Origin of the sequence: Flavobacterium sp. IMCC34518 (genome assembly GCF_027111095.2) — a bacterium.
Classification (GTDB): Bacteria; Bacteroidota; Bacteroidia; order Flavobacteriales; family Flavobacteriaceae; genus Flavobacterium; species Flavobacterium praedii.
In genome coordinates this window covers 1,243,604-1,269,118 of record NZ_CP114284.2, presented here as the reverse complement: position 1 = coordinate 1,269,118, position 25,515 = coordinate 1,243,604, and the positions used below count along the sequence as shown (strand labels likewise).

Annotated in this window: 20 protein-coding genes; 13 read left to right on the top strand and 7 right to left on the bottom strand. The window is 34.5% G+C overall.

Features of this window, described 5'->3' with window-relative positions:
* Nucleotides 1–11: 11 nt before the first annotated feature.
* The 7 genes from OZP06_RS05580 to OZP06_RS05550 all read left to right on the top strand — a co-directional run bounded on the left by OZP06_RS05580 (nt 12) and on the right by OZP06_RS05550 (nt 9,875).
* Nucleotides 12–1,850: a glycoside hydrolase family 13 protein gene (locus tag OZP06_RS05580; protein WP_269224012.1), complete on the top strand. Its 1,839-nt coding sequence runs from the start codon at nt 12–14 to the stop codon at nt 1,848–1,850.
* A gap of 93 nt (nt 1,851–1,943) precedes the next feature.
* The gene (locus OZP06_RS05575) at nt 1,944–2,345 is read left to right on the top strand and encodes a GxxExxY protein (RefSeq protein WP_269224011.1); all 402 of its coding nucleotides are present in this window, start codon (nt 1,944–1,946) and stop codon (nt 2,343–2,345) included.
* Nucleotides 2,346–2,576: 231 nt separating this feature from the next.
* Nucleotides 2,577–4,970, top strand: a complete 2,394-nt coding sequence (locus OZP06_RS05570) for a TIM-barrel domain-containing protein (protein WP_269224010.1) — start codon at nt 2,577–2,579, stop codon at nt 4,968–4,970.
* A gap of 1 nt (nt 4,971) precedes the next feature.
* Nucleotides 4,972–6,639, top strand: a complete 1,668-nt coding sequence (locus OZP06_RS05565) for an alpha-amylase family glycosyl hydrolase (RefSeq protein ID WP_281324335.1) — start codon at nt 4,972–4,974, stop codon at nt 6,637–6,639.
* A gap of 256 nt (nt 6,640–6,895) precedes the next feature.
* Nucleotides 6,896–7,582 (top strand): glycerophosphodiester phosphodiesterase family protein, encoded by a 687-nt coding sequence (locus OZP06_RS05560; protein ID WP_269224009.1) that lies wholly within the window; start codon nt 6,896–6,898, stop codon nt 7,580–7,582.
* Between the two features lie 254 nt (nt 7,583–7,836).
* Nucleotides 7,837–9,045: an NAD(P)/FAD-dependent oxidoreductase gene (locus tag OZP06_RS05555; protein ID WP_269224556.1), complete on the top strand. Its 1,209-nt coding sequence runs from the start codon at nt 7,837–7,839 to the stop codon at nt 9,043–9,045.
* An 89-nt stretch (nt 9,046–9,134) separates the two neighbouring features.
* Nucleotides 9,135–9,875 carry a hypothetical protein gene (locus OZP06_RS05550; RefSeq protein WP_269224008.1) on the top strand — a complete coding sequence of 247 codons (741 nt, stop codon included), beginning with the start codon at nt 9,135–9,137 and terminating at the stop codon, nt 9,873–9,875.
* A gap of 55 nt (nt 9,876–9,930) precedes the next feature.
* On the opposite strand, the gene OZP06_RS05545 is transcribed toward OZP06_RS05550, so the two are convergent.
* From OZP06_RS05545 to OZP06_RS05520, 6 genes are all read right to left on the bottom strand, one after another.
* On the bottom strand, nt 9,931–11,454 hold the full coding sequence (locus OZP06_RS05545; RefSeq protein ID WP_269224007.1) for a RagB/SusD family nutrient uptake outer membrane protein: 1,524 nt from the start codon (nt 11,452–11,454) through the stop codon (nt 9,931–9,933).
* 14 nt (nt 11,455–11,468) lie between these two features.
* A complete protein-coding gene (locus tag OZP06_RS05540) occupies nt 11,469–14,576 on the bottom strand; it encodes a TonB-dependent receptor (RefSeq protein WP_281324334.1) in 3,108 nt (1,035 codons plus the stop codon).
* Between the two features lie 68 nt (nt 14,577–14,644).
* Nucleotides 14,645–15,511 carry an ROK family protein gene (locus tag OZP06_RS05535; RefSeq protein WP_269224003.1) on the bottom strand — a complete coding sequence of 289 codons (867 nt, stop codon included), beginning with the start codon at nt 15,509–15,511 and terminating at the stop codon, nt 14,645–14,647.
* Nucleotides 15,512–15,531: 20 nt separating this feature from the next.
* Nucleotides 15,532–16,788 (bottom strand): MFS transporter, encoded by a 1,257-nt coding sequence (locus OZP06_RS05530; RefSeq protein ID WP_281324333.1) that lies wholly within the window; start codon nt 16,786–16,788, stop codon nt 15,532–15,534.
* Between the two features lie 140 nt (nt 16,789–16,928).
* Nucleotides 16,929–19,541: a sugar-binding domain-containing protein gene (locus OZP06_RS05525; RefSeq protein WP_281324332.1), complete on the bottom strand. Its 2,613-nt coding sequence runs from the start codon at nt 19,539–19,541 to the stop codon at nt 16,929–16,931.
* A gap of 3 nt (nt 19,542–19,544) precedes the next feature.
* Nucleotides 19,545–20,564: a hypothetical protein gene (locus OZP06_RS05520; RefSeq protein ID WP_269223997.1), complete on the bottom strand. Its 1,020-nt coding sequence runs from the start codon at nt 20,562–20,564 to the stop codon at nt 19,545–19,547.
* A gap of 326 nt (nt 20,565–20,890) precedes the next feature.
* Between OZP06_RS05520 and OZP06_RS05515 the strand changes: the two genes are divergently transcribed.
* Nucleotides 20,891–22,066 (top strand): XylR family transcriptional regulator, encoded by a 1,176-nt coding sequence (locus tag OZP06_RS05515; protein WP_269223996.1) that lies wholly within the window; start codon nt 20,891–20,893, stop codon nt 22,064–22,066.
* A 9-nt stretch (nt 22,067–22,075) separates the two neighbouring features.
* Here OZP06_RS05515 and OZP06_RS05510 read toward each other — a convergent pair whose 3' ends face one another.
* Nucleotides 22,076–22,552, bottom strand: coding sequence for a TspO/MBR family protein (locus tag OZP06_RS05510; RefSeq protein ID WP_269223995.1), 477 nt, complete (start codon nt 22,550–22,552; stop codon nt 22,076–22,078).
* A 111-nt stretch (nt 22,553–22,663) separates the two neighbouring features.
* Here OZP06_RS05510 and OZP06_RS05505 point away from each other — a divergent pair, with 111 nt between their 5' ends.
* Genes OZP06_RS05505 through OZP06_RS05485 form a run of 5 tightly spaced genes read left to right on the top strand, consistent with a single transcriptional unit; the run spans nt 22,664 to nt 25,487 of the window.
* A complete protein-coding gene (locus OZP06_RS05505; protein ID WP_281324331.1) occupies nt 22,664–23,746 on the top strand; it encodes a diphosphomevalonate decarboxylase in 1,083 nt (360 codons plus the stop codon).
* A 40-nt stretch (nt 23,747–23,786) separates the two neighbouring features.
* Entirely contained in the window at nt 23,787–23,981 is a 195-nt protein-coding gene (locus tag OZP06_RS05500) for a hypothetical protein (protein WP_269223994.1), read from the top strand.
* A gap of 12 nt (nt 23,982–23,993) precedes the next feature.
* Entirely contained in the window at nt 23,994–24,215 is a 222-nt protein-coding gene (locus OZP06_RS05495) for a hypothetical protein (RefSeq protein ID WP_269223993.1), read from the top strand.
* A gap of 2 nt (nt 24,216–24,217) precedes the next feature.
* The gene (locus OZP06_RS05490) at nt 24,218–24,517 is read left to right on the top strand and encodes a type II toxin-antitoxin system RelE/ParE family toxin (protein ID WP_281324330.1); all 300 of its coding nucleotides are present in this window, start codon (nt 24,218–24,220) and stop codon (nt 24,515–24,517) included.
* 31 nt (nt 24,518–24,548) lie between these two features.
* Nucleotides 24,549–25,487, top strand: a complete 939-nt coding sequence (locus tag OZP06_RS05485; RefSeq protein ID WP_269223991.1) for a mevalonate kinase — start codon at nt 24,549–24,551, stop codon at nt 25,485–25,487.
* The last annotated feature ends 28 nt before the right edge of the window (nt 25,488–25,515 follow it).

Below are 25,515 nucleotides of genomic sequence, written 5' to 3'. Positions count from 1 at the left end.
TTTAAGACAAAATGAAAAAGTTTCTTTTTTTATTAATTTTCATTTCTACTTCTGTTTTTTCTCAAATTAACCGAGTGGAACCTCCATTTTGGTATGCAGGAATGAAGAATACGGAGTTGCAAATTATGTTCTATGGCAAAAATATTTCAGAAAATGAAGTTGCCGTATCAAATGGTATTTTTATAAAAGAAGTCAAAAAGACAGAGAATCCAAATTATGTATTTGTAACTATTGACACAAAAGATGTTACGGCACAAGATTTTGTTTTTTCATTTTCGAAAGATAAAAAGGTTGTATTCTCAAAAAAATATAGTTTAAAACAAAGAAGAGTAAATTCTGCAGACAGAAAGAGTTATGATGCATCCGATTTGATTTACCTTGTAATGTCAGATCGTTTTGCCAATGGTAACCCTAAAAACGACAGTGATAAATCAGTTTTTGAAAAAGGGAATAGAGCACTTCCAGGGGGCAGACATGGAGGCGATATTGCGGGGATGATTCAGCATTTGGATTATATTAAAGAATTAGGAGCAACAGCACTTTGGCCTACACCACTTTGTGAAGATAATGATAAAGCCTATTCTTATCATACTTATGGTCAATCGGATGTTTATAAAATAGATCCACGATTTGGAACCAATGATGAGTATGTACAACTTTCGGCAGAATTGCATAAACGCGACATGAAACTTATCATGGATTATGTAACCAATCATTGGGGAGCTGAACATTGGATGATGAATGATTTACCTACCTATGAATGGATACATCAATTCCCAAGTTATGCGCAAACAAATTACAGAATGACCACTCAGTTTGACACCAACGCGTCTCAAATTGACGCCAAAATGTGTATGGATGGATGGTTTGTAAAATCAATGCCCGATCTGAATCAATCGAATCCATTGGTGAATACCTATTTGAAACAAAACGCTATTTGGTGGATTGAATATGCTAATCTAGATGGTTTCCGTGTTGATACTTATTCTTATTGCGATAAGAAAGGAATTGCAGAATGGACAAAAGCAATCACTGATGAATACCCTAATTTTAATATCGTAGGGGAAGTTTGGATGCATGCCCAAGCCCAAATGGCTTATTGGCAAAAAGACAGTAAAATTGCTGCTATCGAAAATTATAATTCGTATTTGCCATCTGTTATGGACTTTACATTAACAGAGACTTTAGGAAAAGTATTCAATGAAGACAATGGTAAGTGGAATGAGGGTATGATTAATGTTTATGAAAATTTCGCCAACGATTTTTTATATCCGAATATCAATAGCATTATGACTTTTGTGGAGAATCATGATACAAATCGTTTCAATGAAATTTACCAAAAAGACTTTTCAAAATATAAAATGGCCATGACTTTGTTGGCAACAGTTCGAGGAATTCCTCAAATCTATTATGGTTCAGAGATTGGAATGGCTGGTAAAAAAGATAAAGAGGGGGATGCTGCTATCCGACAAGATTTTCCAGGCGGTTGGGAAGGTGATAAGAATAATGCTTTCGCTAAAGCAGGAAGAACTTCCGAACAACAGAAGTATTTCGATTTTTCATCTCAATTATTTACTTGGAGAAAATCAAATGATGCGGTACATTTTGGAAAAATGAAACATTATATACCAGAAAACAACGTGTATGTGTATTTCAGATATACAGACTCCAAATCTGTTATGGTGGTCATCAATAATAATAAAGATTCTAAAACTTTTCCAACGAATCGTTTTCAAGAAAGTATTTTAAATTATAAAACAGGAAACGACGTGCTTTCTGGGAAAACTATTGATTTGAAAAATGACATTACTATCGAAGGAAAATCGGTTCTACTTTTGGAATTGAAGTGAAAAAATAAAAAATTTAAACCATTAAGGAATTAAGTTTATTAAGAAAAATTGTAAATTGATAAACTTAATTTTTAATGATTTAATAAAAATAAAATGACCAAAAAAGAAGTGACTCAATTGTCTTATGAAATTACTGGGTATGCAATAAAAGTGCATAAAGAACTAGGACCAGGATTATTGGAAAGTGTTTATGAAAAATGCTTGAAATATGAGTTAGAAACTAATGGTTATTCTGTAAGACAGCAATTATCTGTTCCAATTCAGTATTATGATTTAGAAATTGATGCAGATTTAAGACTAGACTTGATGGTAAATGACACAATAATTGTAGAGTTGAAAGCAGTTGAAGCAATTTTACCAATTCACGAGGCGCAATTACTAACTTATATGAAGTTATTAGAGATTCCTCAAGGTTTATTAATCAATTTTTACACTTTAAATATTTCTAAATCATTAAAACCGTTTGTTAACGAATTTTTCGCCAGGCTAGATTAAAAATCAGCTATTGAATTTCAAAATAATTGAATAAACCTTTAAGTCATTAAGTTTAATTAAGAAAAACTTTGCCCTTTTATGTATCAAATTATAAACAAAGCTTAATAAACTTAATGCCTTAATGGTCCAAAAAATAAAATAGGTTTAAAAAAATTTACCATGATTAGTCATCAAATTACAAGCAAAGCTTAATAATCTTAATGTCTTAATGGTTCAAAAAAAAAAACAGTCATGAAAAAAATAATTCTATTTCTTTTAATTTCAAGTATTTCATTTGCACAAAATGCAAACAGAAAATTCGAAAGTTATAAAGTAGTCAAAAACACCTTGGAAATTAAAACTTCCGATGGAGTTTATTATATCAAACCTTATTCGAATAAAATAATTGAAACCACTTTTTTGCCAACTGGAGAAAACTTAATTTCCAATTCGCATGCAGTTATTTTAACTCCTGAAAAAGTAGCTTTTAAAATAAAGCAAACTCAAAACGAATTAGTATTTTCCTCTAATGGGATTTCGGTTTCTATTGTAAAAAGTCCTTTTCAAATTTCGTATTTGTATAAAAACAAGGAATTAATTTCGGAGAAAAACGGATATGTGCAACGAGAGAAAGCTACCATTAGCAAAGAACAGCCAAAAGAAACATTAGAGTTTAATTTGGATGCTTCCGAAGCCTTATATGGAGCTGGAGCACGAGCCTTGGGAATGAATCGTCGTGGAAACCGTTTGGAACTATACAACCAAGCCGATTATGGATATGGAACGCATTCGAAAAAAATGAATTTCTCGATTCCGTTAATAATGTCTTCCAAAATTTATGCCGTTCATTTTGATAACGGAGCCATAGGTTGGTTGGATTTGGACAGTAAAAAAGATAATACTTTGGTTTATGAAACCATCACAGGCAGAAAAACATATCAAGTAATTGCTGGTGATACTTGGGCTGATTTGACTTCGAATTATACTTCATTGACTGGTAAACAACCTCTTGTTCCTCGTTGGGCTTTGGGAAATTTCTCCAGTCGATTTGGATACCATTCTCAAGATGAAGTAACCAAAACAATTGACAAATACATCAAAGACGAAATACCTGTAGATGCCATAATTCTGGATTTGTATTGGTTTGGAAAAACAGTGCAGGGAACGATGGGGAATTTAGAATGGGACAAAGACAATTTCTCGGATCCTAAGAAAATGATAACCGATTTGAACAGCAAAGGAGTTAAAACCATTCTAATCACGGAACCTTTTATACTTACCACTTCAAGCAAATGGCAAGAAGCAGTGGACAAAAAAGTATTGGCTACAGATCAAGCAGGAAATCCGTTTAAATATGATTTTTATTTTGGAAATACAGGATTGGTAGATGTTTTTAAACCCGAAGGAAAAACCTGGTTTTGGAATATTTACAAAAACTTAATCAACCAAGGAGTTGGTGGATGGTGGGGCGATTTGGGTGAACCAGAAGTATTCCCTTCCGCCGCATTTACAGCCCAAGGACCAGCTGATGAAGTGCATAATATTTATGGTCATAATTGGGCCAAAATGATTCGTGATGGTTACAAAACTGATTTTCCAACGGTACGCCCATTTATTCTAATGCGTGCTGGATATTCAGGATCTCAAAACTACGGAATGATTCCGTGGTCTGGTGATGTGAGCCGTTCTTGGGAAGGATTACAATCACAACCCGAAATTGCATTGCAAATGGGAATGCAGGGAATGGCCTATATGCACTCCGATTTAGGGGGTTTTGCAGGCGATTATTTTGATAACGAATTGTATGTGCGTTGGCTGCAGTATGGAGTTTTTCAACCTGTTTATCGTCCGCATGCACAGGAAGATGTGCCTTCGGAGCCTGTTTATAAAGACATCGTGACTAAAGCTAAAGTAAAAAAACAAATCGAGTTGCGCTATCAAATGTTGCCATACAACTATACTTTGGCTTTTGAAAACAACAACAAAGGTTTACCATTAATGCGTCCCTTATTTTTTGAAGAACCAACCAACGAAAAGTTGTTGAATTCTTGTGATTCGTATTTGTGGGGGAATGATTTTCTCGTGACTCCAATTACAAAAGCAGGTGTTACGAGTACATCGATTTATTTTCCAAAAAATAGTAATTGGTATGATTTTTATACTGGAGCAAAACAAGAGGCAGGAACAACAGCAAACATAGCTGTTTCGGCAGACAATATTCCAGTTTTTGTGCGTGGTGGCGCTTTTATTCCGATGATAAAAACGATTCAGAATACAACAAAATATTCTTTGGCTAATTTTGATTTGCATTTTTATTACGACGAAAAAGCAACTTCAAGTACTGGAAAATTATACAATGACGATGGTGTTACTCCAAATGATTTTGAAAAAGGAGCTTATGAAATACTCAATTTTTCGTGTAATTCAACCAATAAATTGATTACGGTTAAAATTAATACGGTTACAGGTAAATCTTTTATAAGCGAAGATAAAAACATTACTTTTTTAGTTCATAATATCGCAGGAAAACCAAGTAAAGTGACTGTAAACGGTGTAAATGTAGATTTTAAAACAAATGGAAACATTCTTGAAATTCCCGTTGTATTGAAAAAAGGATTGGATAACGAAATTAAAATACAATTATAAAATGAAAAGTAGAAATATAGTATTAGCCCTATTTTTATTAGCAGTAACCACTTTTGTTAGTGCTCAAGATAAAAAAGAATCTAAAGCAAAAACCGAAAAAACACCTTTCATTTGGGAAGGTGCTAACTTGTATTTTTTGATGACCGATCGTTTTGCTAATGGCGATAAATCGAATGATTTAAATTATAACAGAACCAAAACTACTGGAAAATTAAGAGGTTTTGAAGGTGGAGACATCAAAGGGATCACTCAAAAAGTAGATGAAGGTTATTTTACCAAATTAGGAATCAATGTGATTTGGTTTACGCCTGTTGTCGAACAAATCCACGATGGTGTTGATGAAGGAACTGGATTGAGTTATGGATTTCACGGCTATTGGGCAAGAGATTGGACGGCATTGGATAAAAACTTTGGAACCAAAAAAGACTTGGCTGAGTTGGTAAAAAAAGCACATGCCAAAGGAATCCGAATTATGCTTGACGGTGTAATCAACCATACGGGACCAGTTACAGAGGTTGATACAGTTTGGCCAGAAGGTTGGGTTCGTACAGAGCCTAAATGCCAATACAGCAATTTCGAAAACACAACCGCTTGTACATTGGTGGCGAATTTGCCTGATGTAAAAACTGAAAGTAAAGTTGAAGTATCTTTACCTCCTTTTTTGATCGAAAAATGGAAAGCTGAAGGAAGATATGAAAAAGAAGTGGCTTCATTGGATGCTTTTTTTAAGAGAACTGGTTATCCAAGAACTCCAAAATATTACATCATAAAATGGCTAACAGATTATATCACAGAGTTTGGAATTGACGGTTATAGAGCCGATACCGTAAAACATACAGATGAAAGTGTTTGGGCCGATTTTAAAACACAATGTGATTATACTTTTGCAGATTGGAAAAAAAACAATCCAACCAAAGTATTAGACAACAATCCATTTTACACCATTGCCGAAGTCTACAATTACAACATCAGTAACGGACAGCTATTTGATTTTGGAGACAGAAAAGTAAATTATTACGAAAATGGTTTTACAGGAATGATCAATTTTGAATTCAAAAGTGATGCTCAAAAAGACTATGCTTTTATGTTTCAAAAATATTCGGATTTGTTGAATAATCAATTGAAAGGATATAGTGTTTTAAATTATTTATCATCGCATGATGATGGAGGTCCTTTTGATGCCAAGAGAGAAAAAAGCATCGAAAGTGGTACTAAACTACTTTTGACTCCAGGAATTGCACAAGTGTATTACGGAGATGAATCTGCACGATCATTGGTGGTTGAAGGAACTCAAGGTGATGCCACATTGCGTTCGTTTATGAATTGGGATGCTGTAAAAACCGATGCAAAGACTCAAAAAGTGCTTTTGCATTGGCAAAAATTAGGTCAATTTAGAAAAAACCATCCTGCAGTGGGAGCTGGTGTAAATGTAGCCATTTCGGCAAAACCGTATGTGTGTTCCAGAACTTTTACAAGAGGGAATTACACAGATACCGTTGTAATAGGCTTGGATTTAGCCAAAGGAAAAAAGGAAATTCCTGTAGGTACTGCATTCAAAAATGGAACCAAAGTAAAAGATACCTATTCTGGTAAAATGGCCACTGTTTTGAATGGTAAAGTTACCGTTGAAAGTGAATTTGATATTGTTTTGTTGGAATTAAAGAAATAATTTTTGAAGCAGAAAGACTAGGCTTATTTGGAAATATCGTCCCGCTTTCCGTTACAATCTTTTGTGCCGAACACCGGCACAAAAGGATTTTCACTTCAATCGGGGCTAAAGGGAAAGATTTTGCTTTTTTGCCTTCATACTAACAGGTTTTAAAAACCTTTTAGACTAATTAAAATAGCATCAATTTGCATTAGCAATTGACTTTTGAATAGAAACGCCTTCCGCAATGAAGGCGTTTTTTTATATTTGTAGCACTATGAACAAAATACTCAAAATAGGACATCGCGGAGCCAAAGGATACGAACCCGAAAACACCTTGGTTTCTTTTGAAAAAGCACTACAAATGGGTGCTGACGGAATCGAACTGGATGTGCATCTAAGTGTAGACGGTCATTTGATAGTAATTCACGATGAAACTGTAGACAGAACAACCAACGGTAAAGGTGTTGTGAACCAATTGACATTACAAGAATTAAAGGCATTTCGAATCAACGATACCTATGAAATTCCAACATTAGAGGAAGTTCTGGATTTGGTCAATCAAAGGTGTTTTGTCAATATTGAATTAAAAAATCAAGATGCAGCCGAGAAAGTGGTTCAATTGATTGAGCATTATATTACTGTCAAAAATTGGACTCACGCCCATTTTATAGTGTCTAGTTTTGATTGGAATGCGTTGCAACAAGTTCGATTTTTAAACGATGAAATTCAGATTGGAGTTCTAACCGAAACCGATTTGGACTTAGCCATTTCTTTTGCCCGGTTCATGAAAGCCGAAGCCTTGCATCCCGATTTTCAATTATTGACCAATGAATATACTGCTAAAATTCAAGAGAAAGGAATTCTGGTTTTCCCTTGGACAGTAAATGAAACGGATGATATTCAAAAAATGAAATCGTTCAAAGTTGATGGCATAATCACTGATTTTTTGGATAGGGTTTAATGTATTAAACTGAAATAGGTAGTAGAAAATTATTTCACGGAGATTCGCGAAGAAGGCTCCAAGATTCGCAAAGAAAATATTTATTTTTTAAATTTTAAAAAGACTTCGTGGCTCTTTGGGTTTTCTCTGCGTAGCTTTGCGAAACAAATCATTATTGCACATAATTCTGTTCTTTATCAAAATATAATCTGCAAATCTGCGGTTATCCCTTCAATAACTTACCTTTGCATTCCAATTTATTTCCTTTTCCAATCATGAATCAAAACTTTGACATAATAATAGTCGGCGGTGGTGCTGCAGGTTTTTTTACAGCCATCAATATTGTGGAGAAAAATCCAAAAATGAAAGTTGCCATACTCGAAAGAGGAGCCGAAGTGTTAGGGAAAGTTCGTGTTTCTGGAGGCGGACGCTGTAATGTAACCCATGCGTGTTTTGAACCCAATGAACTGGTAAAATTTTACCCTCGAGGAGAAAAAGAATTGCGAGGTCCTTTTCATCAATTTTGTTCGGGAGATACTATCGAATGGTTTGAGAAGCATGGCGTAGAACTCAAAATTGAAGAGGATGGACGAATGTTTCCTGTTTCAAATTCTTCGCAGACTATTATTGATTGTTTTTTAAAAGCCACTCAAAAACTTGGAATTGCAGTTCTAACTGGACAAAGTGTGCAATCGATATTCAAAAAAGACAATTTCTGGAAAGTGGAAACGCAAAACGAAAACTACATTGTAGAAAAATTAGTTCTTGCTACAGGAAGTAACCCCAAAATTTGGGAAATGCTGCAACAGCAAGGTCATGCGATTGTAAGTCCTGTACCGTCATTGTTTACCTTTAACATAAAAGATTCTCGAATCAAAGAATTGCCTGGCGTAGCGGCTCAAGTTACGGTAAAAGTCAAAGACACGAAGCTAACCTCAACAGGACCATTGTTAATCACGCATTGGGGAATGAGTGGTCCAGCCATTTTGAAATTATCGGCTTGGGGAGCGCGAACTTTATTTGATAAAAACTATCAGTTTACCATTTTTGTCAATTGGCTAAACGATATGGATACCGAAGATACTGAAAAAGTGCTAAAAACGGTAAAACAAGAACACGCCAAAAAAGGGGTTTCGAAAAAATCTCCTTTTGACTTTCCAAACCGATTATGGGAAAGTTTAGTTTTGGCTTCGAATATTACAGAGGAAACCAAATGGGCAGATTTGTCTAAAGTTCAATTGCAAAATTTAGTGAATCAATTGACTAATTGTACGTTTCAAGTCAATGGAAAAAGCACTTTCAAAGAAGAGTTTGTAACTGCTGGAGGTATTGATTTAAAAGAAATCAACTTCAAAACCATGGAAAGCAAACTGCATGAAAACCTCTATTTTGCTGGCGAAATCGTGAATATTGATGCTATTACAGGAGGTTTTAATTTCCAGAATGCTTGGACTAGCGGTTTTATTGTGGCGAATGCTGTTTAGTCAATGAATTAATTAACAAAAATTTACATCTATTCTAAGTTTTTATTAAGGACGATTAGAATAGATTTACTTTCAATAAATTCTTACTTATGAAGGTAAATTTACTTGTTGTATTATTCTTGTTTTTCTTTCAATTTAGTTTTTCACAAAAAGAAGAAATGCTAAAAGGAAAAGTTTTCAATCAAAATCTTCCCATTAAAGGCGTTGCTATTATTAATTTTAATACTAAAGCTCAAACAAGCACTGATCAGTTTGGTAATTTTTCTATTCCTGCAAAAACAGATGATTTACTCGTTTTTATTTCAAAAGAGTATCAATTGAAAAAGTTGCTTGTAAACGAAAAACTGTATGATGAAAAAGAATTGACTGTTTATTTGAACCTAAAACCAGAAGAGTTAGAAGAAGTAGTGATTACAAAAATGCCTTCGCTGAAATTGAGCGGAACTAAAGGCTACGAACAAGGGAAAGTGGACGAAATAACTTTGGATAAAGCTGCAAGTAAACCAAGAACTGGAGTTTACGATGGCTCTATAGAAAACGGTGCCGATATCAATCGAATATTTGGAATGGTTTTGGGACTGTTCATAAAAGACAAAGAACCGCCCAAAGAAAAAGGGCCAGAAATTGAATTTGCAGTATTGGCAAAAAACACCTGCAATCAAAAATTCTACCTTGAAACTTTAAAATTAAAACCCGAAGAAATAGATCTTTTTCTACAGTTTTGTGATACTGATCCCAAATCCAAAAAACTAATTAAAAACAGTAATGTTCTTAGCATGATGGATTTTCTATCGGCTAAAAACATTGAATTTCAAAAGATAAAAAATTAAAAAGAGAGGACAATGTAAACTGTCCTCTCTTTTAACTAACCAAATATAACGGAACTTAATACCCTGGATTTTGTTTCATTTTTGTTCCTTGCATTTCATTAAACGGAATTGGAAAAATTTCATCGACACCAGCGTCAAATCCTCTGTTTGCAAGTTTGGTTGCCGCATCTCCCCATCTTACTAAATCGAAAAAACGATGTCCTTCGCCAGCAAGTTCCATTCTTCTTTCATTTTTAATCGCCGAAAGTGATACGGGAATAGAAGGCATGCCTACTCTAGCTCTTACAGCATCCAAAAGTGCTTGTGCTCTTGTTCCTGTTCCACCCAAAGCTTCGGCTTCTAGTAGATACGTGTCAGCCAATCTGATAATATATGAGTTTTGTTGAAAATTCAAATCGACTTCTCCTGGTCCTTGATTGCGATCTTTGGATCTAGGCAGAAATTTATTTAAAAAATACCCTGTTCCTTGATATCCGGCATCATAGGTAACTGCACCGTTTTCTTTCAGTTCTTTCAGTTCTAATATAGTAGCATGGAAACGGTTGTCGTTTTGCATAGCATCATACAAATCTTGAGTCACGACATTAAATCCCCAACCTGGTGATAAATCCAATTCGGTATCTGTTGTGGTGCCTTTGTCATATTCTCTAACACCTATCATTTGATTAGCAAGATTACCTTCGGCGGCACCTCCATAAGACTCCGCATCCGATCCCCATTGCGTTTGTGAATTATTGGTGTGTGATACCTCAATTAAGGATTCTGCATTAAATTTATACTCATTTTCAAATTTCCATAAATCTTCAAAATGTTCCAACAGATGATTCCCATATTGATTGGTTCCTCCTGGCGTACCATTTACTTCGGCCAAAACAGTAGCCGCTTCTGTATTTTTGGCATCGTACAAATATACTTTTCCGAGCATTGCTTGGGCACCCACTTTGGTAATGCGTCCTAATTCATCATCTGGTAAAGAAGCTGGCAAAACAGCAATGGCTTCCACTAAATCTTTTTCGATTTGAGTATAAACCGCTTTGGGATCTGCTTGAACAACAGTTCTCATATTGTCAAGTGTCAATGGTTCAAGTAATAAAGGGATGTTCTTGAACATTCGCACCAAATTGAAATAATAAATAGCTCGTAAGGCTTTGGATTCGGCCGCATATCTGACTTTTAGATTGTTATCCATCGGAATGCTTGGGAGTTTTTGAAGCAACTTGTTGGCTCTGTAAATGCCTTGATAATGATCATTCCATAAACTGGCATAAATATAGGTTGGTGTCAATGCATGTTTCGAAAAATACTGATGTCCCAAACCATCCGAATCATTGGCGCCACCAGCATAAAAATCATCAGAACCTGAGTTCATTACGGTTAAAATATTTTCAAACCCACCTGTGTTTTTTCGTAAGATGTCATACACACCTACAAGCGCACTAGTAGCTTGCTTTTCATTGGTATAATAATCAGATTCTTGAAAAGCACCTTTTGGAGTTACAGTTACAAATTCTTCATCACAAGAACCTAAAGTAACTACTGCAATTGTAATAAATATATATTTGGATAATATAGTTTTCATAAGTTTAGATTTTATTAAAATTGTAAATTAGCACCAAACAAGAATGATCTTGCTTGCGGATAAGTTCCTTTGTCTATTCCAAAAACACCACCTCCAATTTCTGGGTCATATCCTGTATATTTTGTAAAAGTCATTAGATTTTCTCCTGAAACGTAAAAACGTAATTTAGTAGCACCAATTATTGAAATAGCATTTGTGGGTAATGAGTATCCTATTTGAATCAATTTTAATCGCAAATAAGCTCCGTCTTCCAAGAAAAAGTTTGACATTTTTGTAAAGTTCCCATTATCATCATTGTAAGTCAATCGAGCATAATCGTTCGACGTCCCTTCTCCAGTCCAACGATCCAAAACACTGGTTTGATAATTGGCGTCTTTGGCATCCAAATTGCGCAATCCTTGAAATATTTTATTCCCAGCTGCGCCTTGTGTAAAGACCATGAAGTCAAAATTTTTGTAGTCTAAATTTAAAGTTAAACCAAAGGTATATTTTGGGATACTGCTTCCTAAGAACTGTTTGTCATTAACATCTATCGTTCCATTTCCATCGGTGTCTGCCCAGCGGTAATCACCTGGTTTTGCATCTGGTTGGATAATTATTCCTTTGCTGTTTTTATAAGCCGCAATTTCGGCATCATTTTGAAAAACACCAGCGGTTTTAAAACCATAGAATTCATTATAAGAATGTCCAACTTGTGTTCTAGTTACCTCATCCATCGATTGAAATTTAACATCACCCGGAATGAAATTGGTATTCGAATCAATTTGAGTGATTTCATTTTTTAAATAGGCAAAATTTGCATTGGCCGAAAAATTGAAATCTTCAAATTGTTTTTTGTAACCCAACTCCACTTCAATTCCTTTATTGTCCATATTGGCAACATTGCCAGTTGGGTATTCCGGAACACCAACATATCCAGGAATACTCACTGGTCGCAATATTCCTTCGGTAGATTTTTTGTACAAATCAATAGTCAGACTAAGAGAATTGAAAAAACGAGTTTCAAAACCAAGAGTTGCTTGAGAGGTTTGTTCCCATCTTAGATCAGGATTATTTAGTGTTCCATTTCCGTAGCCTGTTTGAATGATTCCATCTTTCCCAAAAGCATAATTGTATCCACCAGAAACTAATGATAAATATCTAAAATCAGGTATCGCATCATTTCCTACAACACCATATCCTCCACGAATTTTCAATACATTAATTATATCATTGGTTGTCCAAAAATCTTCTTTGGAGGCAATCCATCCCAAATTGAATGAAGGGAATACACCGAATTTATTATTTTCCCCAAAACGAGAAGATCCATCGCGACGGATAATTCCAGTAAAAATATATTTCTCTTTGTAGTCGTAATTGACTCTGGAGAATAAGGAAGTCAATTTATGCTCCGTCATATCATAAGCCGTTACATATCGGTCTGAAGCTGGAACATCAAAGTTGAAAGAAGCATCTCGATAATTGGTAATTGGCAAATTAGAATACGTCACGGCAGATCCTCCGCCATTATTACTGGAATAGGATCCTTGTCCCAATAAAACAGTTAAGTTATGATCCCCAAATTTGTTCGAATAAGTCAAAATGTTTTCAATGTTCCAAGCAAAATCCTTGTACTCACTTTTGTTGTAACTGTTGATCGGATTGGTAACGTTTGGATTCAAATAAAATACGGGTATAAAAGCTACACTTCCTCCATTAGATTGCTTGGCACCAAAAGTGGATCTAATTTTAATGTTTTTAGAAATAGTTGCTTCCAAATAAACATTCCCTACCAAGTCATAAAACGACTGATTGTTTCCCAATCTAGTTTTGGCATAAGCAACAGGATTGGTAAAATCTTGCGAAAGATATTCGGATATACCATATGGATTGCCATTTGCATCACGCACTACGGGATTTGTACTATATGGTGGTGCATTTGCCAAAACAGGATCTGTTTCTACAATTGGGGTAATTGGATCAAGATGAATGGCTGACCCAAGAACTCCTCCATATTCTGTATTTGTTTCTCCAATTCCAACTGTTTTTTGAGTAGTAAATCCAAGAGTTTGCCCCAATGTAAATACTTTTGAAATTTTGTGAGTAGAATTTAAACGAAAATTCCTTTTACTATAATTTGAAATTTCGGTTGAGACAATTCCTTCTTGATCTAATAGTCCAAAAGAAGTATAAAAATTGGAAACATCATTTCCGCCACTGATGCTTAATTCGTGTGAGTAACGAAAAGCACCTGTATTGAAAATAGCTTTTTGCCAATCTGTCCCCGCTCCTAATGTGGCTGGATTAGAAAATTTTTCTGGCAGTCCTGATGCGCTATATTTTTCGTTCATTATTTCTCCATATTGACTGGCGTTTAATAAGTTTAATGTTTTTTCTGGTGCCGAAAACCCAGCAAATCCATTATAATTAACTGTAAATTTCCCTGATTTTCCTTTTTTGGTTGTCACCAAAATAACGCCTGTTGCTGCACGAGTTCCATAGATCGCCGCCGAAGCTGCATCTTTAAGAACTTCCATAGATTCTATATCAGATTGGTTCAGGAATCCTATTCCGCCGGCATCTACAACCACACCGTCAATTACCCAAAGTGGATCGTTTCCTCCTTCTCCAAAAGTAGTTATACCTCTAATTCTGATGGTAGAAGCAGAACCAGGTGAACCTGAATTGGAAGCAACTGTAACTCCCGAAACCCTTCCTTGTAAAGCTTGCTCAATACGTCCATTGGGTACTTTTTCTAGATCTTTGGCTTTGACACTCGAAATAGCTCCAGTAACAACACTTTTCTTTTGAGTGCCGTATCCAACAACCACAATTTCATTGAGTTGGTTTTGTTCTACTGTCATAATTACTTTGAGAGTATTTTTGCCGGCCACATTTATTTCTTGGGTTTTAAAACCAATATATTTGAAGATCAAAACAGTATTTTCTCCTGTGTTTTTTATAGTAAAGCTCCCGTCAAAATCAGTTTGAGCTTCTGTATTGCTGCCTTTTATTTGTATAGAAACACCAGGAAGAGGTCCATTAGAATCCGTCACTATTCCCGTTATATTTTGGGAATAGATCAAACTAGTGCAGATCAGAGTTATAAAAACTAAAAAGCCTTTTTGCAGACTATTTTTCATACGTGATAATTTAATTGGTTAGTAATAGGTTAGATAATATATAGGTGGTTTAATTTTAATTCGAGAATTTATGATTCTAAAATAGTTTCGGTTTTAAAATTATAAACCAATGCTGCAGCTCCTAAAACAGCACTATTTTTAAGTTTTGATTTTTCAATTTTTAGGGTTTTCAATGCTATTGGATACATATAATCTCCCAAACCTTTCCAAACCGCTTCAATAAAAAATTCAAAAGCATTGCTAATGGATCCTCCAAGAATGATTACTTCCGGATCATAAGCATATAAAATAATTTTTACCACTTCAGAAAAGTTTTTTCCGTACTCTGTAAAAACAGCTAAGGCTTTTGGGTCTCCATTTTTGGCGGCTGTATAAAGTTCTTCTCCATCCAAACCTTTAGAAGTAAAAAATTCACTTGCAGTATATTGTTCAATAATCCCATCTTTATAGGATATACTGCCAATTTCACCCGCGCCTGTGTTGGCTCCATGGTACAATTTGTTTTCTATGATGATGCCACTTCCCAATCCTGTTCCTATAGTTACACCAACAAAATTGGATGTTTCAATTCCTTTTCCAAAAAATTTCTCTCCTAAAGCAAAACAATTGGAATCATTATTTACATACACTGGTATTTTAAAATGGTTTTCGAGTATTTCTTTTAAGTGTACTTCTTTCCAAGAGGGTATGGCAACTACATCATAAACAATTCCTTTTTCTGAATCAACAACACTTGGAACACCAATTCCAATTCCTTCACAATCCGATTGAAATACTTGCTCAATGGCTTCAATTAATCGGTCTAATACTGCTTTTTCAGATTCTTTTGCAGGCGTGTCTAAAGTACATTCGGAAATTATTTCTTTACCTGAAATTAGACTTGCATGGATTTTTGTTCCTCCCATATCAACGCCTATAATTTTTCTTTCCAACATTTTATATTTTTATATAATGATTAATTTTCTTTTACTTTTTTTAAATTTATTGTAGCATTTGTAATTAAAGGTTTAGCCCAAAAACCCATACTTAGGATGTATCCAAGGGTTATAAAGAGTAGGGTCATCGCAAAACGCAACCCAATGATGTCTCCCAATTTTCCAATGATTAAAGACATTACCGCACCACCAACAATGCCTGTACATAAAATTCCGGAAAAAGCACCGTGATTGCTTTCAAGAGAATTCAAAGCGAGAGAAAATACAATAGACCACATTACCGATAGCGCAAAACCAGAAAGAGGAAAAGCATAAAGCGACATTTTTGCAGAACCAAATAATGCAATAGTTAAGCATACAATGGCGCCTGTAGTAAACAAAATAAGCACTTTACGGCTATCCATAAATTTAAGCAACAGTAAACCCAGCAAACATCCAGCGGTCAATAATCCCCAAAAATAAGCAACGGCTTCAGCTCCTATAGTCTGAGGATCGTAACCGTGATAATCACTTAGAAATTTGGACATCCAGTTGGCGATTCCTTGTTCGGTTCCCACATAAGCAAATGTTCCGAAGAAGAATAAAAGCACGGTTTTGTTCTTTAGTAAATTTTTGTAAACACTCCAGGTTCCTGCTTTTTCGGTTTCCTCTAATTCAAATTTTGGGAATTTAAAAAGTAGAATAATTACCACCATTGCAAGTGCCGTGATGGCAAAAATCCAATATAGTGAAACCCAGTTCAGGTTTTCTGGAACCAATTTTGAAAGGATTTCCAAAAAAGCATTTGAATTTGTACCGTCGTGTTTGATATTAGTAACCAAATAACTGTAAACCAAGGGACTTAAAAAAGAGGCCAATCCAAAAAACAATTGTGCCATTACAGAATTAAAAGCAAAATGTTTTTCGCCACCAGAAATTCGGAGCAAAGGATTAATTGCAACCTGTAAAGCAGCCATTCCAATTCCTATTAAAAATAAAGAAACCAGTGCCATGGAATAATAAGGGAATAATCCAAACAATAAAGAACCCAATGCTGCCATTAGAAACGAAAAAGCCATTACTTTTTTCTCTCTGTATTTTTCGAGCAAAACTCCTGCCGATGTTGACATCACTCCGTAAGCTGCAAAAAAAGAAAAGGGAAGAAACCCAACCATCCCGAGAGATAATTTGTAGCTGTTAATAATATCGGGGATTAACGGCCCCATAATATTGGTCAAAAAAGAGATGACAAAAAAGGTCAGGAATACTAATCCTACGGTTAAATTATTGTTTTTCATTGGTTTGTGATTTTTAAAGAGGTTCAGATTTTGGCATAGGTTTTCCCTTTCGGTTATGACGTCTTTATTTTTAGACTCATAACCACTCTGTTTTTGAATAATGAAAAGCCATTATTCAGTTGATATTGGAAGTGATTTTTTTATTCTACATTCCAGCCTTTGTATTTGAAAACAGGTTTCTCTCCTTTCAAAGCCGAGGCAGGAAAAGTGACTTTGATTGTCCTGCTTTCTTTTGGAACTAAAGAAATATAATTGTCGTCCCATAAAACTGGAACTATCGATTTTCCTGATGTTTCTCCCATTATACTCAACTCAATCAAAAAGGCAATTTTGTCTGATGGATTGCTAAGTTTTACAGTGACTTCATATTCCTCATTTTGCTTTTTAATACTATTTTCAGTTTCGATTTTAACTTTAGGTAATTTGTCTAAATCTTTAAAATCAGCATATTCTACCAATGGCGTATTGATCCAATCTGATTTTTTGAAATCGAAAACATCTTTTTTGGTCGACAGCCAATAAAAATTATCAGCAATTGCCTTTCCGTTCTCGTCTGTTAATTTTAGTTTCAAAAAATATACTTTGGAATAATTCTGGTCATTCGGCAAGTCAATTATTTTATGCGAAGCATTTCCGTTCACAGCAATTTTGTCGTTTTTTTCGAAAATCAATTTTCCATTAAAATCAAAAATTTGAATTTTTGCCTGTAGATTGTTGGCAGTCTGCGGATTCAAATTGCTTGCATAAACTGCATTATCTCCATAATTGTAAGCGATGTTTACAGGACGTGCACCAGACCTTGCCCCATAAAAAGCAGCATTGGGCAATAAATTATAATCCCAGAACTGCCAGATCAATTTGGGCCAAGGCGAATTGTACATCCATTGAATGATTCCTGTTGTTTTGCTTCTGTTGATCGCAAATGCTTCATACATAGCGCGCATGGATTCCAAGTTGGATGCTTGACTTTTAAAAGTGAAATCTTCCACATTATTTTGTTCGCCATATCTGTTGTTGAAAGCCTTCACATACCGATTAAGCGTGTTAAATTCATTTCTTCCACAGTGAAACTCCCAAGTTGCGTTTATGGGCCATAATTTATCTTCGGGAATCATACTTTTCAGTACTTCAAGCGAAGGAACTTGTGGTCCTGGTCCTGTTTCGGTATTAAATCCAAAAGCGCCTCCATTTTCTGTATCGATAAACCAATAGTTGGGTGCTACATATTCGTATGGGCCTCTCATTTTTACAGCCGTTTTACCCGAAATCTCACTATCCATTTCCTTGCAAGACATTAAAAGAGGTCTTGAAGAATCAATTTCATTAAATAATACATGGTATTTTTTCTCCAATTCCGGGCGAGGTAATTTATCACTTCCCATAACCCAAACAAAAATACTAGGGTGGTTTCGCAACCAATTGACATGATCTCTAGTATAGTTTACAATCAAATTCATATCTTCTGGCGTTTTGATAGACATATAATCATCCTCGGGTTTATCAAGATAGGCGTTCCATTCCCATTGACAACTCCAGCCGACCATCATTAAGAGACCCATTTCGTCGGCCATTTCATATATTCTTTCACTATTTCCCCAAAAACCTTCCATACGAACGGTGTTCATGTGGGTTTGTTTTACATATTGCAATTGTGCTTTTACTTTTTCTTCGGTGTCGTTTAAGAACATTCCGTCAACCCATCCGCCTCCTTTTATTAAAATTTCAACACCGTTTAGTTTGTATCCTCGATAACCTTCTGCAGTCATATAATCTTCGACTTCACGAATTCCAAAAGGGATTGTTTTTGAAAAAGAAACAGTATTATTTGTTTCTATCCTCATATTCAAATTGTACAAATTTGGTTTCCCCAATTCATACGTCCACCACAAACGTGGGTTTTTGATTTTTAATTGCGTAAAATCGGAAGCATTAAAAAGAACCAATTTTTTCTCGAAAGGCTGCAGCGTAACTTTCCTTTCGAAATTGATGTTCGCAATTCGGCCTTTTACAATGGCTTCGACCACTACTGAAGTATTATTCACCGCCTCGGCAGTTATTTGCAGTTCGGCACTTTTGTATTCTTTTTTGTCAATTTTTGAGGTTATAAAAATGTTGTTCAAGCTGGTTTTGTCCGAAATCTTAAGTTTTACAGGTCTCCACAATCCCAATTCTCGGTCTGGAGCCATAGGTGCCCAATCGACAAAACCAATCGAAGGTTCATTCTTTTTTTGGTTGAAAACTTCTACAGCAAGTGTGTTTTTACCTTTTACTACGCTTTTTGAAATGTTTAAAGAAAAAATTCTAAAACCACCAAAAAGACTATCTGCAGCTGCTATTTTTTTGCCATTCAACCAAATATTGGCGCGATAATTGATTCCTTCAAAAATCAGCTCTGTGTTTTTGGAAGAATCCTCGATAGTAAACTCGTTTCTGTACCACCACGGAGTTCTAAATCTAGTGGTGTCTACTTTGTCGAGATTGTCTCCCATAAAAATATCCCGATATTCATTATTGGCAATTAAAGACGCCATAACGGTTGATGGAACAGTAGTTTTATACCATTTTGAATCATCAAACCCTTTTTGTGAAATTTTATCTCCTGTAGTATTTACTTTCGTTGAAGATTCTATACTCCATCCTTCTTTTAGTTGATGTTCAAATTTTAAATTTTGAGCATTTAAAGTTTCCATTTTGCACAACAGCAATAAAAGGAATGCAATAAATAAACGAATTGTATGGTTTAGATTTTTCATAATTTATACTTCTATAAGGTATTCATTTCCAATTTTTCTAGCGCGTACCGGCTTATCCAAATCAATGTCTAAATGTAATCCGCATTCAACCAAAAGATTCCAACCAGCGGCCATTTGTAAATAGGTATCATAATACTCAATTTCATGAATTAAAATAGTAGGAAACAGTGTTTGACGATTTGAAATTGCAATAATATTAATACCAACTCCTTCTTCCAAATGAGTTTTGAATTTGTGTTCTTCCTCTTCAATAGGATCAATAATCACCATAACATCATTTGGAGTCATAACTTCTTCGGCTCCGTGAAGGGCGTATGTTCCTTCTAAATAAACCGCTTTTTTTCGAATAATTTCTTGCGTTTTGAGCGTCAATTCTTCGGCCACACCGTTGTTTCTACCAGCAAAATAAATGGTGTCAGCATTTAGTATTTTGATTATAATATCCTCGGGAACAGCAATGGACAACGCATTTAAAAATTTGAGTGACAATTCATCCAAACTAGGTGTTTTTACATCTTGTAATTTACAAAATAATGTGTCAAAAAACAAAGCTTGCTCAATTACACTGATAGTTGCTGCTACAGATTTTTCGAGGCCACATTTTAAGACGTTAGTCTGTTGGGCTAAATTTTCCAAGGGTGTTGCAGTATTAGCGGTAACGGCAAATAGTTGGGTGTGATTCGAATTTTGCAATTGGGTAAATAAACCAATAAGTTCACTTGTTTTGCCAGAATTGGAAGCACCAAATACAATAAAATGGGTTAAATCATATTCTTTTGCTTGACTTGCCCCTTCCGTTTTTATGTCAAAATCAGTTGCATAACGTAACGAATTGCTGATCATATTCTTTGCAGGAAATATTCGGCTGCTTCCTTCTCCAGTGATAAAAAACTTTTTATTATTTTCTATCCTATTTACAAATGGGATAACATCTTTTGAATTAAAATTCCGAATTAATTCGGCTGTATGCATCATATCAGTACACAATCCGAATTTTTTATATTTTGTATCTAATCTATTCATTGCTATTTGAAAATTATGTAATGTTGTTAAATCGCATTAGGCCGTTTAAAAGGGTATAATTATTTTTTTTAGTTTAAACCCTTAATTTAATTGATGAAATGAAATTTTTAATTTTGTGTAAAACAACCGAGAACGATTGAAATATTTTCTAAAAAAAGATTCCTGTATTTAAATTGAAAATCCTTTAAGGATATCTAGGAGACAAAAATAGGTTCGTAATTTGATTCTTAATGGTATATTTGCGGTAATTAATCTTCATTTTGCGAACAATTAATTTAAGAAATTTGATTAGCCAATAAAGCATTGTTTTAAATATCACATCAAAAATGACACCGAAAATTCTGTTGTTAGTTAATTTTTCTGAAGAATATGGACGAGGACTTCTCAATGGAATCGCCAAATATTCGAGATTATTTGGGCCTCTTAATTTTTGTCGCATTCCTTTGATAAATGGCAGTAAGAAAGATTTAAAGAATGTTATTGCATGGGCAAAAGCATGGGGAGCAGATGGAATTATTGCGCAAATTGAAACGGAACGATCGTTTGAAAAATTACTTCAACTTGAAATCCCTATAATTGCTCAAGATACTAAAGAACGGTTTTTAGAAATTCCGAATATTACCGGTTTGTATAAGGAAACAGGGCAAATGGCCGCCACTTATTTTGTAGAAAAAGGATTTACCAATTTTGCTTTTTATGGTTTCGACAATATGGTTTGGTCTAGAGAAAGGTGTGAAGGTTTTTCTAACAAAGTCAAAGAATATGGTTTTGATGTCTATGTATATCAACATCAAAAAGAGGAAATGCCTCCCATGTGGAGCTACAAAGAATCCAGTCTCTCGGATTGGCTGAAGGCTTTGCCAAAACCAATTGCAATAATGACTTGCGATGACAATCAAGGACAGCATGTGACCGAAGCGTGCAAAGCAGTTGGAATCAATGTACCTGAGCAAGTGTCGGTTCTTGGAGTGGACAATGATTTGAGTATTTGTAACTTATCCGATCCTCCTTTGTCGAGCATCTCTTTGAATACCGAAAAAGCTGGTTTTGAAACGGCACAACTGCTTAGTAAAATGATTGCAAATAAAGATTTTAAATTCACTGATATTTATGTTGAACCCCTTCATATTATTACCCGAAGGTCAACTGATTTTTTAGCAGTAGATGACAAAGAGGTGAGTAAGGCACTCCATTTTATTTATTATAATTTTAAAGAGTTAATTTCAGTTGACGATGTTGTTAATGCAACAGCCTTGTCCAGAAGAGTATTGGAAAAAAGATTTCAGTCCGTTTTAAAACGAAGTATTTTGGACGAAATTAATACATTGCGAATCAAGCAAGTAAAACAACTTTTGATAGAAACCGATTTGTCTGTAACTGAAATATCCTATTTTTGTGGCTATACCGATATCAAGAATCTTTCAAGGTATTTTCGAAGACACGAAGGTGTTAGTCCTTTAGAATATAGAAAACTGAAACAAACAAAATTGATATCGTTGTAAATCAAATCACTATCGATTCAACCACCAAATACTTCCATTCAAAACAGCGGCAAAACTAACCCAAAGCAAATAAGGAATAAACAAATAACCTGAAATTTTGTTGATTTTGGCAAATTGTACATAAGTTTCGTAAATCATAAGCCACAATATAATAATTTCAAGACCGGCCAACATTGGGTTTTTTAATCCAAAAAACAAATACGACCACAAGGCATTTAATGCCAATTGAATAGCAAAAAACAGCAAAGCTTTTTTTACGATTTCTTTCTCAAAATCAATTCTGTTCCAAACCAATCCTGCAGCAATTCCCATCATGATATAAAGAGTACTCCAAACTGGCGCAAAAATCCAATTGGGTGGATTGAAACTCGGTTTAATCAAAGTAGGATACCAAGTTGTTATTGCCGAACGGGTAACCATTCCAGAAAAATAACCAATAACTAGACAAGTTGCAACAATTGCTAAAATTCGAGTAATCTTATTCATTTCATATTTTTAAGAAGAGTCAAAAGTAATTAAAAAACTTTCTAAAGATTATACAAAATAGGAAAACCTCATTTTCGTTAAAAAAAGTATCTTTGCTCAAATTTTTCATTTATGATTGCAGCTACCGATTTTATACCTAAGCCTTATACAAATAGTTTAAACCAAGGAAGTTTTACTTGGAGTGCACCCAGTAACATTGCTTTGGTAAAATATTGGGGCAAAAAAAACAACCAAATTCCAGCCAATCCATCAGTTAGTTTTACGTTGAACAATTGCAAAACGATTACAACTTTGGCTTTCGCCAAAAAACAAAAGGATGGTAATTTATCTTTCGATTTGCTTTTTGAAGGAAAACCCAAAGAAGATTTTAAACCAAAAATTCAAAAATTCTTGGAAAGGATTGAAGTTTACTTGCCTTTTTTGAAAGAGTACCATTTTACGATTGATACGCAAAATACATTTCCACACAGCTCTGGAATAGCTTCTTCGGCATCGGGAATGGCAGCTTTGGCAATGAATTTTATGAGTTTGGAAAAAGCGTTACATCCTGAAATGACCGAAGAATATTTCTTTAACAAAGCTTCTTTTCTAGCCCGATTAGGTTCTGGGAGCGCTTGCAGAAGCGTAAAGGGACAAGCAGTAGTTTGGGGAAATCAAGCCAATATAAAAGGAAGCACAGATCTGTATGGAGTTGAATATCCGTATGCAATTCATGATACTTTCAGAAATTTTCAAGACACCATTTTGCTCGTTGACAAAGGAGAAAAACAGGTTTCGAGTACGGTGGGACACGATTTGATGCACGATCACCCTTTTGCCGAAAGGCGATTTGCTCAAGCTCATGAAAACTTAGACAAACTGATTCCTGTTTTTGAAAACGGAAATCTCGATGAATTTATAACCATTGTAGAAAGTGAAGCTTTGACTTTGCACGCGATGATGATGACTTCTTTACCTTATTTTATTTTGATGAAACCGAATACTTTACAAATTATTAATGCGATTTGGAAATTCAGAAATGAAACTAAAATACCGGTTTGTTTTACTTTAGATGCCGGTGCGAATGTGCATGTTTTGTATCCAAATGCGGTTAAAGAAAAAGTGTTGCAATTTATTAAAGCAGAATTAGTTGGCTATTGCCAAAATGGTCAGTACCTTTGCGACGAAATTGGAAATGGCGCATTGTTGAGTTAATTTATTTTTTTCTTATCTTTATTTTCTAAATGCTACAGTCATGGATTTGAATGCGGAGAAATTAAAATTAATTAAGAAGATTTTGAAAACCAAAGATGTTTTGATTTTGAAAAAAATACGCTTGGTTTTTGAAAATAATGACAGAGAGCTTTGGAAGGAATTAACTCCCGAACAGCAAGAAGAAATAAACATAGGAATACAAAATGAAAATCGGTCTGATGTAGTCGATTTTTAAAATAGAATCATCATGGACATACAATTTGAAAAATCGGAATTGATGAAAAAGTTGGAAGAAACCAATGATTTATCTATAATTGAAGCGATAAAAAAGATTTTTCAATCGGAGAAAAAAGATTTTTGGGAAGAATTGACTCCAGAACAAAAATTTGAAATCGAAGAAGGAAATAGACAAATTGAAAGAGGTGAGTTTGTGGATTTTGAAGAATTCATTAAGAAGTACATTGAGTAAAAATGAGAGAAATTAAAATTTCAATTAATGCTCAAAAAAAGACAAACATAATTTTAGAATATCTTGAGGCGAAATGGTCTGAAAGAGTTAGAATTAAATTTGCAAAGAAATTGTACGACTCACTAAAAATAATTAGAGCGAATCCTGAGATCTTTCCTAAATCAGTAACGAATAAAAAATTTCATAAATGCGTAGTTACAAAACAAACAACTTTGTTTTATACCTTCACAAGCGAACGAATATATGTGGTTGCGCTTTTTGACACAAGACAAAACCCATCGAAAATAAAAAAAATAGAATAATTACCAACCCCAAATTGATAATTTATAAAATATGAAAGGACCTTTATTTTACTCAAAAATATTACTTTTTGGAGAATACGGAATTATTCGTGACTCCAAAGGATTATCAATTCCTTATAACTTTTACAATGGCGCACTTAAGAAAGAATTAAATCCTTCTGAAGAAGCCATAAAATCCAACGGTCATTTGAAACGTTTTGTAGTCTATTTGGAAACCCTTCAAAAAGAACAACCTGATTTGGTAATGTTTGATTTAGAGACTTTAAAGAATGATGTTGAAACAGGGATGTATTTTGATTCCAGTATTCCTCAAGGATACGGAGTAGGCAGTAGCGGAGCATTGGTAGCTGCTATTTATGATAAATATGCGCAAAATAAAATCACCGTTTTAGAAAATCTAACCCGAGAAAAACTATTGACTTTAAAAACAATTTTTTCTCAAATGGAAAGTTTTTTTCACGGAAAAAGCTCAGGATTGGATCCCTTAAATAGTTATTTGAGCATCCCGATTTTAATTAATTCCAAAGACAATATTGAAGCAACTGGTATTCCTACTCAAAGTTTTGATGGAAAAGGAGCTGTATTTTTATTAGATTCAGGCATTGTGGGTGAAACCGCTCCAATGGTGAATATTTTTATGGAAAATTTGAAAGACAAAGGGTTTCGTACGATGTTGAAAACTCAATTTGTAAAATATACAGATGCTTGTGTAGAAAATTTCTTAGGAGGCGACATGAAGTCTTTGTTTGAAAACACGAAACACTTGTCAAAAGTAGTTTTGAATAACTTTAAACCAATGATTCCAGAACAATTTCATGGTATTTGGCAAGCAGGTTTAGATTCAAATGATTATTATTTAAAATTGTGTGGATCTGGTGGAGGTGGTTATATTTTAGGATTTACAGAAGATCTTGAAAAAGCCAAAGCATCTTTGAAAGATTTCAAACTTGAGGTGGTTTATCAATTTTAATTTACTTTTTTTAAATACAAAATCACAA

Bases quoted from the DNA above. Each gene is read 5' to 3' on its own strand.
- OZP06_RS05510 (WP_269223995.1), bottom strand. From the start codon at position 22,552: ATGAATAAGATTACTCGAATTTTAGCAATTGTTGCAACTTGTCTAGTT.
- OZP06_RS05495 (WP_269223993.1), top strand. From the start codon at position 23,994: ATGGACATACAATTTGAAAAATCGGAATTGATGAAAAAGTTGGAAGAA.
- OZP06_RS05520 (WP_269223997.1), bottom strand. From the start codon at position 20,564: ATGAATAGATTAGATACAAAATATAAAAAATTCGGATTGTGTACTGAT.
- OZP06_RS05550 (WP_269224008.1), top strand. From the start codon at position 9,135: ATGAAGGTAAATTTACTTGTTGTATTATTCTTGTTTTTCTTTCAATTT.
- OZP06_RS05545 (WP_269224007.1), bottom strand. From the start codon at position 11,454: ATGAAAACTATATTATCCAAATATATATTTATTACAATTGCAGTAGTT.
- OZP06_RS05485 (WP_269223991.1), top strand. From the start codon at position 24,549: ATGAAAGGACCTTTATTTTACTCAAAAATATTACTTTTTGGAGAATAC.
- OZP06_RS05505 (WP_281324331.1), top strand. From the start codon at position 22,664: ATGATTGCAGCTACCGATTTTATACCTAAGCCTTATACAAATAGTTTA.
- OZP06_RS05540 (WP_281324334.1), bottom strand. From the start codon at position 14,576: ATGAAAAATAGTCTGCAAAAAGGCTTTTTAGTTTTTATAACTCTGATC.
- OZP06_RS05565 (WP_281324335.1), top strand. From the start codon at position 4,972: ATGAAAAGTAGAAATATAGTATTAGCCCTATTTTTATTAGCAGTAACC.
- OZP06_RS05580 (WP_269224012.1), top strand. From the start codon at position 12: ATGAAAAAGTTTCTTTTTTTATTAATTTTCATTTCTACTTCTGTTTTT.
- OZP06_RS05535 (WP_269224003.1), bottom strand. From the start codon at position 15,511: ATGTTGGAAAGAAAAATTATAGGCGTTGATATGGGAGGAACAAAAATC.
- OZP06_RS05555 (WP_269224556.1), top strand. From the start codon at position 7,837: ATGAATCAAAACTTTGACATAATAATAGTCGGCGGTGGTGCTGCAGGT.
- OZP06_RS05560 (WP_269224009.1), top strand. From the start codon at position 6,896: ATGAACAAAATACTCAAAATAGGACATCGCGGAGCCAAAGGATACGAA.
- OZP06_RS05515 (WP_269223996.1), top strand. From the start codon at position 20,891: ATGACACCGAAAATTCTGTTGTTAGTTAATTTTTCTGAAGAATATGGA.
- OZP06_RS05530 (WP_281324333.1), bottom strand. From the start codon at position 16,788: ATGAAAAACAATAATTTAACCGTAGGATTAGTATTCCTGACCTTTTTT.
- OZP06_RS05490 (WP_281324330.1), top strand. From the start codon at position 24,218: ATGAGAGAAATTAAAATTTCAATTAATGCTCAAAAAAAGACAAACATA.
- OZP06_RS05570 (WP_269224010.1), top strand. From the start codon at position 2,577: ATGAAAAAAATAATTCTATTTCTTTTAATTTCAAGTATTTCATTTGCA.
- OZP06_RS05500 (WP_269223994.1), top strand. From the start codon at position 23,787: ATGGATTTGAATGCGGAGAAATTAAAATTAATTAAGAAGATTTTGAAA.
- OZP06_RS05575 (WP_269224011.1), top strand. From the start codon at position 1,944: ATGACCAAAAAAGAAGTGACTCAATTGTCTTATGAAATTACTGGGTAT.
- OZP06_RS05525 (WP_281324332.1), bottom strand. From the start codon at position 19,541: ATGAAAAATCTAAACCATACAATTCGTTTATTTATTGCATTCCTTTTA.